This is a genomic window from Paraburkholderia sp. JPY465, from assembly GCF_050436725.1.
Lineage (GTDB): Bacteria > Pseudomonadota > Gammaproteobacteria > Burkholderiales > Burkholderiaceae > Paraburkholderia > Paraburkholderia youngii.
In genome coordinates this window covers 3,589,766-3,602,609 of the sequence record NZ_JBNDMT010000003.1, presented here as the reverse complement: position 1 = coordinate 3,602,609, position 12,844 = coordinate 3,589,766, and the positions used below count along the sequence as shown (strand labels likewise).

Genomic DNA, 12,844 nt, shown 5'->3' with positions numbered 1-12,844 from the left:
AGCTTCAACAGGGACTTACCACGCTATTTGGGACAAATTCGAGACCCACGCCAGCCTGACGGGGACCGCGCGGCCGTTGCAGCCGCGCGGGCATGGCCGTTACACGGCGAGCCGTTCGCAGATCGCCTTGGTCGACGTGGCCGCGTTCAGCGTATAGAAGTGCAGGCCGGGCACCTTCGCGTCGACGAGCCGTTGACACAGATCCGTCACCACGTCGAGCCCGAACGCGCGGATCGACTCGCGATCGTCGCCGAAGCTCTCGAGCCGGCGCGCGATCCAGCGCGGTACTTCGGCGCCGCACATTTCGGAGAAGCGCATCAGCTGCGAGAAGTTCGTGATCGGCATGATGCCGGGCACGATCGGCACGTCGACGCCGAGCTGGCGCGCATCGTCGACGAAACGGAAGTATGCGTCCGCGTTGAAGAAGTACTGCGTGATCGCCGAGTTCGCGCCGGCCTTCACCTTGCGTGCGAAATTCTCCAGATCGTGACGCGGCGAGCGCGACTGCGGATGGTATTCCGGGTAGCCCGCCACCTCGATCCAGAACCAGTCGCCGAACTCGGCGCGGATGAAGCTGACGAGCTCCGACGCATAGCGCAGCTCGCCGACCGCGCCCATGCCCGAGGGCAGGTCGCCGCGCAGCGCGACGATATGGCGGATGCCGTGCGCGCGGTACTCGTTAAGAATCGCGCGCAGGCTTTCCTTCGACGAGCCGATGCACGACAGGTGCGGCGCCGCCTCGAGCCCTTCCTTCGCCATGTCGATGACGGTATCGAGCGTGCCTTGCTGGGTCGAGCCGCCGGCGCCGAACGTGACGGACACGAACTTCGGCTTGAGCGACACGAGTTGCGCGCGGGTCGCGCGCAGTTTGTCGATGCCTTCCTGCGTCTTCGGCGGGAAGAATTCGAATGAGAGTTCGATCGGATTCATAGTGAATAAGGTCAACCGAGACTGCGGTTGCCGAAAATGAGCGCGGACAGCAGCCACGACACGATGCTGTACAGGATCGAGCCGAAGAACGCCGACCAGAAGCCCGACACCTCGAAGCCCTTCAACAGCGACGAGGCCAGCCAGAAGCACAGCGCATTGACGACCAGAATGAAGAGTCCGAGCGTGAGGATCGTGACGGGCAGCGTCAGCAGGATCAGTACCGGCCGAATCACCGCATTGATGAGACCGAGCACGATAGCGACGATCAGCGCGGTGCCGAAGCTACGGATGTGGATCGACGGAACGATGTAGGTGATGATCAGCAGCGCGAGCGCGTTGATGAGCCAGGTCAGCAGCACGGTCATGTTAGAACTCCTTGTAAGCACCTGTGCGGGGAAGATGTCCAGCAAATGAAAAGCGGCGCTGTCGAACAAAGCGGCGCATTGCGCGCCGCCCCGAGATCAGACCGTCAAACTTTTCACCGCCGTCCGCTTGGCCGGGCGCGCGAAGCGCGCCTCGAACCCGCGGGCGGCCGCCTACTTAGTAGCGATAGTGGTTCGGCTTGAACGGACCGTTCTTGTCGACGCCGATGTAGCCGGCCTGCGCGTCGGACAGCACGGTCAGGTTCGCGCCGATACGCGCCAGATGCAGACGCGCGACCTTCTCGTCCAGGTGCTTCGGCAGCACGTACACCTTGTTCTCGTACTTCGCGCCCTGCGTGAACAGTTCGATCTGCGCGAGCGTCTGGTTCGTGAACGAGTTCGACATCACGAACGACGGGTGGCCCGTCGCGCAGCCGAGGTTCACGAGACGGCCTTCGGCCAGCAGGATCACGCGCTTGCCGTCCGGGAAAATGATGTGGTCGACTTGCGGCTTGATGTTTTCCCACTGGTACTGACGGGTCGACGCGACGTCGATTTCCGAGTCGAAGTGGCCGATGTTGCAGACGATCGCGTTATGACGCATCGCCTTCATGTGATCGTGGTTGATCACGTGATAGTTGCCGGTTGCGGTCACGAAGATGTCGGCTTTATCCGCCGCGTATTCCATCGTCACGACGCGGTAGCCTTCCATCGCCGCTTGCAGTGCGCAGATCGGATCGATTTCGGTGACCCACACGGTCGCGCCCAGACCGCGCAGCGATTGCGCGCAGCCCTTGCCCACGTCGCCGTAGCCCGCCACGACCGCGATCTTGCCGGCGATCATCACGTCGGTCGCGCGCTTGATGCCGTCGACCAGCGACTCGCGGCAGCCGTACAGGTTGTCGAACTTCGACTTCGTGACCGAGTCGTTGACGTTGATGGCCGGGAACGGCAGACGGCCTTCCTTTTCCATCTGGTACAGACGATGCACGCCGGTGGTGGTTTCTTCGGTGACGCCCTTGATTGCCGCGAGGCGCTTCGAGTACCACGTCGGGTCGACCTCGAGGTGCGCGGCGATCGACTTGTACAGCGCGACTTCTTCCTCGTTGGTCGGCTTGGCGATCACCGAGCGGTCCTTCTCGGCCTTCGAGCCGAGGATCAGCAGCAGCGTTGCGTCGCCGCCGTCGTCGAGGATCATGTTGGCGAACTCGCCGTTCGGCCATTCGAAGATGCGGTGCGAGAACTCCCAGTATTCGTCGAGCGACTCGCCCTTGAACGCGAACACCGGCGTGCCGGCCTGCGCGATTGCGGCGGCCGCATGGTCCTGGGTCGAGAAGATGTTGCACGAGGCCCAGCGCACGTCCGCGCCGAGCGCGGTCAGCGTCTCGATCAGCACGCCGGTCTGGATCGTCATGTGCAGCGAGCCGGCGACGCGCGCGCCCTTCAGCGGCTGCTGCGCCTTGTACTCTTCACGCGTCTGCATGAGGCCGGGCATTTCGGTCTCGGCGATCGTGAGTTCCTTGCGGCCCCACGCGGCGAGCGACATGTCTGCAACGACGTAATCCTGCTTTTGGGAATCGATGACTGCGGCGTTCATCACGCCCTCCTTTCTAAGAAATTGACTAGAAATGTGACGTGAGCGCGGTTTGAGGCAACGCACGGATTCGCGTGATGCGCATTCCATGCTGCCGATTGAAGCCTTCGAGCCTGGCGGGCGGCCGGCGAATGTGGATTCGCGGTACCCGTCGCAACGCTCCTCGAAGACGAACGGCGATTGTAGCAAATCGAGATGACTTCGGCGCGCGCGGGATGGTGGGCGCGCCGCTTCAGATCGGCAGCAGGCCCAGCATCGGCGCGAGCAGCACCATCGCGACGCCGGCGATCATCATCGTCAGGCTGGACACGACGCCCTCCTCGCTGCCGATCTCGCGTGCCTTCGCGGTGCCGACGCCATGCGCGGCCGCACCGAACAGCGCGCCGCGCGCGAGCCGCGTGCGCAGCGGCATGAACGCGAGCACGAGTTCGCCGAACAGCATGCCGCAGACGCCCGTCGCGATCACGAACAGCGCGCTCAGATCCTTCGGCGCGTGAATCCTGTCTGATACGGCGAGCGCGAACGGCGTCGACACCGAGCGCGTCATCAGGCTGCGCTGCAATTCCGGCGACAGATGCAGCAGCTTCGCGAGCACCAGCGAGCCGCCGACGCCGACCAGAATGCCCACCGTCACGCCGACGGACAGCGAGATCCAGTGACGCTTCAGCAATGCGCGGTACTCGTAGATCGGCACGGCGAACGCGACCGTCGCGGGGCCGAGCAGCCACATCAGCCAGCGCGTGTCCTCGAAGTACAGCGAATAGGGAATGTGCGCGAGCGCGACGATCGCGACGAGCGCGGCCGGCACGGTCAGCATCGGCGTGAGCCATGGCGAGCGCACGCGCGCATACAACGCCTTCGACGCGAAATACAGCGCGATCGTCAGCGCGAGGCAACCTGCCGCGATCAGGCGCGAGGCGTCGTCGGCCAGCAGCGAAGCGAGAATGTGCGGGCTCATCGGCGCTCGCGCGACAGACTGCCTGCCTCGCGCGCAACCCGCACGCGGCGCAGCGCGAAACGCCGTTCGACGCGCGCGGCCTGATCGACGGCGAACGCCACCGCGACCATCACCATCAGCGTGCCGGCGATCACGACCAGCGCAAGACGCAAGCCGTCCGCGCGGAACAGGCCGCCGTATTGCACGGCGGCGACCGCGGCCGGTATAAAGAACAGCAGCATGTCGGACAGCAGCCAGTCCGCGCCGGCCTTGACCCAGCGCGGCGCGACGCCGCCGCAAAACAGCAGCGCGAGCAGCACGACGAGGCCGAGCACGCCGCCCGGCACCGGCAGATGAAGCCGTCGCACGATGAAATCGGCGCCGATCCACAGCGCGGCGATCGCGGCGCTTTGCACGGCGATGCGTGCGACCCGGCCGATGCCATCCGCGCGGCCGCTCGAACCGCCATCGGCGGGAGGGGCGGAACGGACGAAAACTGGCGTGGACATGGCATTCCTTGGCTGACTCGGAAGGCACTCAGTATGCAGCGCGCCGCGCCATAAACAAAATGACTTACAATCATCGAAACCATTCCAAACTGGAATTCTGGAGGCCACGATCATGGAACTCCGCGCGCTGCGCTATTTCGTCGAAGTGGTCCGTCAGCAGAGCTTCACGGTCGCCGCCGAGCAGATGTTCGTCACGCAGCCGACCATCAGCAAGATGGTCAAGTCGCTGGAAGATGAAATCGGCTCGCCGCTGCTGCTGCGCGACGGCCGTCAGATGGTGCTGACCGACGTCGGCCGGATCGTCTATCAGCGCGGCCAGGACGTGCTCGCCGCGCACGCGCAACTGCAGGCCGAGCTGAACGATCTCGACACGCTCGGGCGCGGCGAACTCGCCATCGGCATCCCGCCGATGGGCGGTGAGCTCTTCACGCCCGCAATCGCCGCATTCCGCCAGCGCTATCCGAAGATCGAACTGAAGCTGTTCGAGCAGGGCTCGCGCGCAATCGAAGCCGCGCTGATCAACGGCGAGCTGGAACTCGGCGGGGTGCTGCAGCCGGTCGATCCCGACAACATCGACGTGCTGCCGATGTCGCGCCAGTTGCTGTGGCTCGTTGCGCGCAGCGGCTCGCGCTGGGACGCGTCGAACGAGGTGCCGCTCGCGCAGCTCGCCACCGAGCCGTTTGTGTTTTACGGCGAGAGCCTCGCGTTGAACGACGTCGTGCTGAACGCGTGCCGCGCGGCGGGATTTGCGCCGGCGATCGTCGGGCGCAGCGGGCATTGGGACTTCATGGCGGCACTGGTGCTGGCCGGCGTCGGCATCGCGCTGCTGCCCGCGCCCTATTGCCGGCGGCTCGATCCCGCGCAGTTCACCTGCCGCCCGGTCGTCGAACCGGAGATACCGTGGGAAATGGCAATCGGCTGGCGCCGCAACGGCTATCTGTCGCACGCGGCGCGCGCATGGCTCGACGTCGCGCGGGAAACACTGCCGACGCACATCAGCGACGATTTCATGCTCGGACCGGGAATCGGCTTCAACGGAATCGCGGCGCCGGACGAAGCTTAGCTACCCGCGCATGAATGAAGCGCGGCGGGCGGTTGCACTGCGCCGCCGCGTTTCTCGAACTCGTCGTCAGCGGCGATCAAGCCGCCTGCGCCGACAGCCCAGCTCCTTGTCGCCGGCTTGCCGCGATCAACTCCGCCGCCCGTTCGCCGATCATGACCGTCGGCGAGTTGGTGTTGCCGCCGATCAGGGTCGGCATCACCGACGCATCGACGATCCTCAACCCCGTCACGCCGCGCACGCGCAATTGCGGATCGACGACCGAGCGCGCGTCGCCGCCCATCCGGCAGGTGGCGACCGGGTGATAGATCGTGTCCGCGCGCTCGGCGATCGTCTGGCGCAGTTCAGCGTCCGATTGCCCCGGCCGCGTATATAACTCCTTGCCGCCGTGCAGCGCGAGCGACGGCGCGTCGAGAATGCGCCGCGCGATCTTCGCGCCCTCGACGAGCAGATCGAGATCGCGCGCATCGCTCAGAAAGCGCGGATCGATCAGCGGCGCGACACGCGCATCGGCGCTCGCGAGCGTCACGGTGCCGCGGCTATGCGGACGCAGCACACACACGTGCAGCGAATAGCCGTGGCCCCAGTGCATATGGCGGTTGTGATCGTCGACGATCGCCGCGCAGAAATGCAATTGCAGATCGGGCCGCTCGAGTGTCGGCCGGGTCTTCAGAAACCCGCCCGCCTCGGCGACGTTGCTCGACAGCATGCCGCGCCCGTGCCGCATGAACGTGACGAATTGCGGCAGCATCCGCGCGATGCCGCGCACCGAGAAACCGACCGGCTCGATCGACCTCACCCGCTTGTTGATCGTGAAATCGATGTGATCGGTCAGGTTCTGGCCGACTTCGGGTGCGTCGTGCAGCACGTCGATGCCGAGCGAGCGCAACTGCGCGGCCGGCCCGATGCCCGAGCACATCAGTAGTTGCGGCGAGTTGAACGCGCCCGCGGCGAGCACGACCTCGGCGCGCGCGGCGAGCGTTTCGATCCGGCCGGCGCGCGCGATCTCGACGCCGCTCGCGCGCTTGCCGTCGAACACGACGCGCAGCACGGTTGCATCGGCGATCGTGTGCAGGTTCGCGCGCGGCCGGTCGTAGATATACGCGCGCGCAACGCTGCAGCGTCGCCCGTCGCGTTGCGTGACCTGATAGAAGCCGATGCCTTCCTGGTCCGCGCCGTTGAAATCGTCGTTCGCCTTGTAGCCCGCTTCGAGCGCGGCCTGCACGAAGCGCTTTGAAAACGGATTCTTGAAGCGCAGATCCGACACCGTCAGCGGACCGGCCTCGCCATGCCATGCATCGGCGCCGCGCTGGTTGTCTTCGGCGCGGCGGAAATACGGCAGCACCTCGGCCCACGACCAGCCGTCGCAGCCGAGCCGCGCCCACTCGTCGTAATCGAGCGGATGGCCGCGCGTGTAGATCATCGCGTTGATCGCGCTCGATCCGCCGAAACCGCGTCCGCGCGGCTGATAGCCCTGGCGACCGGCGAGCCCCGGCTGCGGCGTGCTCAGGTAGCCGTAGTTGGTCTTCAGCCGGTTCGGCACCACGGCCGCGACGCCGACCGGCATGTTCACCAGCAGATTGCGCCCGGTATGCGGACCGGCTTCGACCAGCGCGATGGTCGCGTCGGGACAGCTATCCGCGAGACGGCTCGCGAGCGTGCAGCCACCCGAGCCCGCACCGACGATGATGTAGTCGTATTGCATGCGCTCCTCCTGATGGGCCGCGTTGCTCGCGGACCCTGTCCCGTGCACACTTGTCTACGTGTGTTTTCTGCGCATTGTAGGGAGCGTTTTGGGGCCGCGGCGGCTTACTGACAGAACGATTCCTCTAAACGCCGGCGGCATCGCGCCCCTATGATGCAAGTCGCGCACGTCGCCGTCTGTGGGCCGTGCGCGGCTTTCAAACATGGCGCGACGCGCGCCTTCTCCGCGCATGCAACATCACGCGCCGCGCTCGAACAGATGCGTCGAGACGCATCGCGGATGCCGTCGGCAAAGCGGCGCACAATAGCGAAAACACGGAGACAGCAGATGGAACGGCACGGCTTCGGACAGACTCACGAGGTGACGAATCAGGCGCCTGCGCTCGCGGACTACAACCTGTTCGGGAGTGACGCCGCCTTGAGCGCGGCCGTCGATCGCGACGGCGCGAGCTGGCATCGCGAGGCGCTGCTGCGACACGGCGCGGCGCTGACGACACCCGAGACGCTCGCGCTCGCCGAGCTCGCCAACCGCCATACGCCGGAGCTGGTCACGCATAGTCCACGCGGCGAGCGCATCGACGCGCTCGAGTTTCATCCCGCATGGCACGAACTGCTCGCGCTGCTGCGTCGCGAAGGACTGCACGCGCTGCCGTTTTCCGATCCGCGAAGTGGCGCGATGGCCGCGCGCTGCGCTGGCTACTTCATGCATGCGCAGATCGAATCCGGCTCGCTGTGTCCACTAACGATGACCTTCGCGAGCATTCCGGTATTGCAGCGCGAGCCCGCGCTGTTCAAGACACTGCGCGAGCAGTTGTACACGCGCGAGCACGATCCGCGCGACGTGCCGCTCACGCAGAAGCGCTCGATGATGATCGGCATGGGCATGACCGAGAAACAGGGCGGCTCCGACGTGCGCAGCAACCAGACGCGAGCGCATGCGCTCGACGGAGCCGGCGGGCGCGGCGGCGCCTACGGGCTCATCGGTCATAAGTGGTTTTTCTCGGCGCCGCAATGCGACGCGCATCTGGTGCTCGCGCGCACCGACACGCACGAGGGACTGTCGTGCTTTTTCGTGCCGCGCTTCGCGCCGGACGGCAGCAAGAACGCGGTGCAGATCCAGCGTCTGAAGGACAAGCTCGGCAACCGCTCCAACGCAAGCAGCGAAGTCGAATTTCTCGACGCGTACGGCGTGATGATCGGCGACGAAGGACGCGGCGTGCCGACCATCATCGAAATGGCGAACTACACGCGGCTCGACTGCGTGATCGGCAGCGCCGCGCTGATGCGCGCCGCGCTCGTGCAGGCGATCCATCATGCGCGGCATCGCAGCGCGTTCGGCCGGCACCTCGCCGAGCAGCCGCTGATGCGCAACGTGCTCGCCGATCTCGCGCTCGAATCGGAAGCGGCGACGGTGCTGTTCATGCGTCTCGCGCGCGCGTTCGAGCAATCCGCCGATGCGTCGTCGGCTTCATTGGCCGAACGCGCATGGCGGCGCATCGTTACGCCGGCCGCGAAGTACTGGGTCTGCAAGCGCGCGCTCGAATTCACCGGCGAGGCGATGGAAGTGTGGGGCGGCAACGGCTACGTCGAAACCGGGCCGATGGCGCGCTTCTATCGCGAGGCGCCGGTCAACTCGATCTGGGAAGGCTCGGGCAACGTGATGTGCCTCGACGTGCTGCGCGCGATGGAACGCGAGCCGCAAGCCGCGCAAGCGCTGTTCGCCGCCTGGCAGGACGTCGCGCGCGCGCATCCAGCATTGGGCGCGGCGCTCGCGCGGCTCGCCGCGACGCTGAACGGGCCAGCCGAACAGCGCGAGGCATCGGCACGACGTATCGCGCAGCAGATCGTGCTGATCGCGCAGGCCACGCTGCTCGCGCAGCACGCGCCCGCGGCGGTCGCCGACGCATTCATCGCAACGCGTGTCGCCGACGGCTGCGGCGAAAGCGGCCGCGTGTACGGCACGCTGCCGGCCACGTTCGATCACGCGGCGATCATCGAGCGCGCCTTTCCCGCTTAAGCGCGGCGGGGCCCGCTAACTGCGGGCGCTCCGCTCGCAATACCGACGCAAGCTCAAACCAATAAGCGCGCTCGACGCGCATCGTCATCCATCAGGGAGTGGACTCACATGAAGAATGATCTGTCGGGGGTCGCCGCGCTCGAAGCGCTGCTGCGCGATCAGCGTCACGCGTACCTGCGCGCGCCGTATCCGTCGTGGGACACGCGCGCGACGCATCTGCGCGCGCTGCGCAAGCTGATGCTCGACAATCGCGACGCGCTCGCCGATGCGATGCACGCGGACTTCGGCAATCGAGCGAAAGAAGAAGTGCTGCTCGCCGAATTCCTGCTCGTGAAGGAAGAGATCGACGCAGCGCTGCGTCACGGCAAGCGCTGGATGAAAGCGCAGCGCCGCCGCACCAACAAGTGGCTGCTGCCGGCGCGCGCGAAGGTGGTGCCGCAGCCGCTCGGCGTGGTCGGCATCATCGTGCCGTGGAATTATCCGGTGTTGCTCGCGGTCGGGCCGTTGATCAGCGCGCTGACGGCCGGCAATCGCGCGATCATCAAGATGTCCGAGCTGACGCCGCGTACCTCGGCGCTATTCGAGTTGCTGATCGGCCAGACCTTCGCGCGCAATCACGTCGCGGTCGTCAACGGCGACGCGGCGCTCGCGGCCGCGTTCAGCGCGCAGCCGTTCGATCATCTGCTGTTCACCGGCTCGACCAAGGTCGGTCACGAAGTGATGCGCGCGGCGGCCGAGCATCTGACGCCGGTCACGCTCGAACTCGGCGGCAAGTCGCCGGCGCTGATCGGCGCGCATGCGCGTTTCGACAACGCGGTCGACAACCTGATCGCCGGCAAGACGCTGAACGCTGGGCAGACCTGTATCGCGCCCGACTATGTGCTGGTGCCGCGCGGCAAGGAGCAGGCGTTCATCGAACGGGCGCGCGTGCGAATGGCGAGGATGTACCCGGACTTCGCGCAGAACCCGGACTACACGTCGATCATTTCGGCGCGGCACTTCGAGCGGCTCGAACGTCTCGCCGACGAAGCGCGGGCTGCGGGCGCGCAGTTGCACGCGCTGACCGACGCGACGCCCGATGCCGCGAGCCGGCGCTTTCCGCTGATTGCCGTGACTGGCGCGCCGAACGAATGCGCGCTGATGCAGGAGGAGATTTTTGGGCCGCTGTTGCCGCTCGTGCCGTATGACACGCTTGATGACGCGATCGCGTGGATCAATGCGCGGCCGCGGCCGCTGGCGCTTTATCTCTATGCCGACGATGCGCGGACTGTTGAGCGTGTCACGCTCGAAACTATTGCCGGTGGAATGGCGGTTAATGAGACGTTAATGCAGCTTGCGTGTGAGAGTTTGCCGTTCGGCGGGGTTGGAGCGAGTGGCATGGGGGCGTACCACGGGTATGAGGGGTTCGTTACTTTTTCGAAGATGAAGCCTGTGCTTATGCAGGCGCGCCTCAACGCGCGTGGGTTGATCTCGCCGCCGTATGGGAGACGCGTGAACGCGTTGTTGAAGTTGATGATGAGGTTTTGATTTTTCATCTTGGGCGGTGAGGCCTTTTTTGTCTTTGTTCTTGGCGGGGTTGGCCTTTCCTTGCTGACTTATTGGTCTATTAGCGTTGCCCCTGTGCGGGGCGGCACCTACTTTCTTTACTGCTGCAAAGAAAGTAGGCAAAGAAGACAGCTTTAAACCGCTAACTCTTAAGCGGGTCCCTCGGTCCGCACGAGGTAGTGGTGCATCTGGAATCCGGGCTTCCGCACATTCGGCGCTAGTGACAAGGCAGTCATTCTTCCGGCGGCGCTGCGCGCGCCGAAACCCTGTTCCAAAACCACTGGTTGTTTCGGGGCTTCGCTGGGGCCCAGCCGTTTGTTCGCAAATTATCAGCACACTCTTATCGCCACTCAGATTTAAGCCGAGTAAAAAAGGATGCCCGCATTTTGTATTACCCAGCGGCGAGATTTTCAAGCCGCCCAGCGGTCATAAACCTTCTCCAGGACAACATACGTGGCGTACGAAGGAACATTTCTTGTGAATAACGCGCCGTTGTCGCCACTGACGATTTTCGGCGTCGGCACATTCAACGCGTTTTCAGGTCACCATCAATATCGCAATCGCGGCGGATGCACAGCGGTGCCTAACGACGGCCCTATACCGGCGGGTAAATATTGGATCGTTGACCGCCCCAAGGGCGGCATCCGCTCTCAGGCTTACGCGTGGGCTCAAGATACCTTCAACTCAGCATTCGGCACGCCTTCGAATCACAGTGAATGGTTCGCGCTCTATCGGGATGACGGCAGCATTGATGACATAACCTAAGGCGCGGGCAGTTCCGGTTGCATCCGGCAGGCGGTCAAGGTATTTCACTTGGTTGTATTACCGTGCCGAGCCATAGCGATTTCATGAGAATCCGCAACGCGCTGATCCACACCACTACTATTCCTGCCCGCAGTTCGGGGCTTCGCGCGTACGGAACAATCGAGGTCATCACGTATGGCAGCACTTGCCCGTAGGCTATTCAAGATCGCGCTGTTTGTCGGTCTGTTCTGTCTCGCCGTACCCTATATCCACACGTATCCCTGGCCAATGCCTGAAAGCCAGTCGGTGATTTGGTGGCGTGCTTCGCGCTGGCTTGGAATCCGCGATCCCGAGGATTTGTATTTCGTCGTGTGGGTGACTATTGATCTGCTTGTGGCGGCGTTAGCGTATTTGGCGATTATCAGGCTATGGCGGTGCTGGCGGGGCTGGAATAGGCACATAGAATCGTAACGGCTTGCAGGCCGCGCACGTCGCGCAAGAGATCGTCGGGCGCCGCATAGCGTGACGGCTTCGATAGGGATATTTATTTTGTCGGTGTTCTTACGGGGTTGGCCTTTCCTTGCTTTCTTATCGGTCTATTAGCGTTGCCCCTGTGCGGGGCGGCACCTACTTTCTTTGTTGCTGCAAAGAAAGTAGGCAAAGAAGACAGCTTTAAACCGCTAGCTCTTAAGCGGGTCCCTCGGTCCGCATGAGGTAGTGGTGCGTATCCGTGGTCATATCGTGCGCGATTATCCCGCGCTGGCCAATGATCCGACCTTGCGCGACCGGCTTAATGCGCCTTTACGCAAACAAAGATGCTCCGCTTTACACATGACGGGCCGATAGTCGATTTCCTGTATGCGGAAGCGACGACGCCGGGGTTTTACTGGATTCCGGAGGTCATAGCATGGCTGCACAAACCCGGCGTTCGGCAAGAAAAGACCAACACAAGAGGGAGTGTCTGAATTTTTGTGTGCAAGGCGTCTGAACATTTCAGGCGTGGCAGGCGATCAATTTCATTCTAGCTGTTGGGTCGTGTGAAGCGATCCTCGTAGAGGATCGCGAACTGCCGCATGGCGGCCTTCCAGTCGTGGGCCGCACGGTGCCAGTCGCTGGTGATTTTGCGCAGCGCAAGCCAGAGCAGTTTGGTCGCCGCTTCATCGGACGGGAAGTGTCCGCGCGTCTTTATGATCTTGCGCAGCTGTGCATTCACGCTCTCCAGCGAATTGGTAACCGGCATGATATAGCCGGTGCCTCGCGTTCCCGCGCCCAGCGGTTTGAGCGTATGGTGTGACCATCCGGGACAGGGGCACTGGGGAGCACTTCGGGTGGGCAGGCCGTTGTTACATGATGAGCCGCGAGCTCGTGTTAGTAGTTGGCCGCCCCTGCGACCCGCCCGGTTGCGCTGTGAGCGCGAATCCGTAGTTGTCGTGCTGCCCCAC

At 64.2% G+C, this 12,844-nt stretch carries 10 protein-coding genes, 2 pseudogenes and 1 riboswitch; of the genes and pseudogenes, 5 read left to right on the top strand and 7 right to left on the bottom strand.

Features of this window, described 5'->3' with window-relative positions; all coding sequences use genetic code 11:
• Window positions 1–99 precede the first annotated feature (99 nt).
• The 5 genes from metF to QFZ94_RS31225 all read right to left on the bottom strand — a co-directional run bounded on the left by metF (window position 100) and on the right by QFZ94_RS31225 (window position 4,332).
• Window positions 100–930, bottom strand: a complete 831-nt coding sequence (gene metF / locus QFZ94_RS31245; RefSeq protein ID WP_176110677.1) for a methylenetetrahydrofolate reductase [NAD(P)H] — start codon at window positions 928–930, stop codon at window positions 100–102.
• 11 nt (window positions 931–941) lie between these two features.
• The gene (locus QFZ94_RS31240) at window positions 942–1,295 is read right to left on the bottom strand and encodes a phage holin family protein (protein ID WP_018432546.1); all 354 of its coding nucleotides are present in this window, start codon (window positions 1,293–1,295) and stop codon (window positions 942–944) included.
• A gap of 175 nt (window positions 1,296–1,470) precedes the next feature.
• Window positions 1,471–2,889, bottom strand: coding sequence for an adenosylhomocysteinase (ahcY, locus tag QFZ94_RS31235; protein ID WP_368586350.1), 1,419 nt, complete (start codon window positions 2,887–2,889; stop codon window positions 1,471–1,473).
• A 33-nt stretch (window positions 2,890–2,922) separates the two neighbouring features.
• Window positions 2,923–3,057, bottom strand: a riboswitch (S-adenosyl-L-homocysteine riboswitch).
• 61 nt (window positions 3,058–3,118) lie between these two features.
• Window positions 3,119–3,844: an LrgB family protein gene (locus QFZ94_RS31230; protein WP_368586349.1), complete on the bottom strand. Its 726-nt coding sequence runs from the start codon at window positions 3,842–3,844 to the stop codon at window positions 3,119–3,121.
• Window positions 3,841–4,332: a CidA/LrgA family protein gene (locus tag QFZ94_RS31225; RefSeq protein ID WP_429461636.1), complete on the bottom strand. Its 492-nt coding sequence runs from the start codon at window positions 4,330–4,332 to the stop codon at window positions 3,841–3,843. Before QFZ94_RS31225 ends, QFZ94_RS31230 begins: the two co-directional genes overlap by 4 nt.
• Window positions 4,333–4,444: 112 nt before the next feature.
• Here QFZ94_RS31225 and QFZ94_RS31220 point away from each other — a divergent pair, with 112 nt between their 5' ends.
• A complete protein-coding gene (locus QFZ94_RS31220) occupies window positions 4,445–5,395 on the top strand; it encodes a LysR substrate-binding domain-containing protein (protein WP_429461634.1) in 951 nt (316 codons plus the stop codon).
• A 76-nt stretch (window positions 5,396–5,471) separates the two neighbouring features.
• On the opposite strand, the gene QFZ94_RS31215 is transcribed toward QFZ94_RS31220, so the two are convergent.
• Complete coding sequence (locus QFZ94_RS31215; protein WP_429461632.1) at window positions 5,472–7,097, bottom strand: GMC family oxidoreductase; 1,626 nt, start codon at window positions 7,095–7,097, stop codon at window positions 5,472–5,474.
• A gap of 327 nt (window positions 7,098–7,424) precedes the next feature.
• Here QFZ94_RS31215 and QFZ94_RS31210 point away from each other — a divergent pair, with 327 nt between their 5' ends.
• The 4 genes and pseudogenes from QFZ94_RS31210 to QFZ94_RS31195 all read left to right on the top strand — a co-directional run bounded on the left by QFZ94_RS31210 (window position 7,425) and on the right by QFZ94_RS31195 (window position 11,873).
• On the top strand, window positions 7,425–9,113 hold the full coding sequence (locus tag QFZ94_RS31210; protein ID WP_368624191.1) for an isovaleryl-CoA dehydrogenase: 1,689 nt from the start codon (window positions 7,425–7,427) through the stop codon (window positions 9,111–9,113).
• A 108-nt stretch (window positions 9,114–9,221) separates the two neighbouring features.
• A complete protein-coding gene (locus QFZ94_RS31205) occupies window positions 9,222–10,640 on the top strand; it encodes a coniferyl aldehyde dehydrogenase (protein ID WP_429461629.1) in 1,419 nt (472 codons plus the stop codon).
• A 471-nt stretch (window positions 10,641–11,111) separates the two neighbouring features.
• Window positions 11,112–11,617 (top strand): annotated as a pseudogene (locus QFZ94_RS31200) (DUF2778 domain-containing protein).
• Window positions 11,598–11,873, top strand: a complete 276-nt coding sequence (locus QFZ94_RS31195; RefSeq protein ID WP_429461627.1) for a hypothetical protein — start codon at window positions 11,598–11,600, stop codon at window positions 11,871–11,873. Before QFZ94_RS31200 ends, QFZ94_RS31195 begins: the two are co-directional and overlap by 20 nt.
• Before the next feature lie 550 nt (window positions 11,874–12,423).
• Here the strand turns inward: QFZ94_RS31195 and QFZ94_RS31190 are convergent.
• Window positions 12,424–12,633 (bottom strand): annotated as a pseudogene (locus tag QFZ94_RS31190) (transposase); the annotation flags it as partial.
• Window positions 12,634–12,844: the final 211 nt, after the last annotated feature.

What these genes read in the sequence shown, in the direction of transcription:
- metF (WP_176110677.1), bottom strand. Translation starts at nt 930, where the DNA reads ATGAATCCGATCGAACTCTCATTCGAATTCTTCCCGCCGAAGACGCAG.
- QFZ94_RS31225 (WP_429461636.1), bottom strand. Translation starts at nt 4,332, where the DNA reads ATGTCCACGCCAGTTTTCGTCCGTTCCGCCCCTCCCGCCGATGGCGGT.
- QFZ94_RS31210 (WP_368624191.1), top strand. Translation starts at nt 7,425, where the DNA reads ATGGAACGGCACGGCTTCGGACAGACTCACGAGGTGACGAATCAGGCG.
- QFZ94_RS31205 (WP_429461629.1), top strand. Translation starts at nt 9,222, where the DNA reads ATGAAGAATGATCTGTCGGGGGTCGCCGCGCTCGAAGCGCTGCTGCGC.
- QFZ94_RS31215 (WP_429461632.1), bottom strand. Translation starts at nt 7,097, where the DNA reads ATGCAATACGACTACATCATCGTCGGTGCGGGCTCGGGTGGCTGCACG.
- ahcY (WP_368586350.1), bottom strand. Translation starts at nt 2,889, where the DNA reads ATGAACGCCGCAGTCATCGATTCCCAAAAGCAGGATTACGTCGTTGCA.
- QFZ94_RS31195 (WP_429461627.1), top strand. Translation starts at nt 11,598, where the DNA reads ATGGCAGCACTTGCCCGTAGGCTATTCAAGATCGCGCTGTTTGTCGGT.
- QFZ94_RS31240 (WP_018432546.1), bottom strand. Translation starts at nt 1,295, where the DNA reads ATGACCGTGCTGCTGACCTGGCTCATCAACGCGCTCGCGCTGCTGATC.
- QFZ94_RS31230 (WP_368586349.1), bottom strand. Translation starts at nt 3,844, where the DNA reads ATGAGCCCGCACATTCTCGCTTCGCTGCTGGCCGACGACGCCTCGCGC.
- QFZ94_RS31220 (WP_429461634.1), top strand. Translation starts at nt 4,445, where the DNA reads ATGGAACTCCGCGCGCTGCGCTATTTCGTCGAAGTGGTCCGTCAGCAG.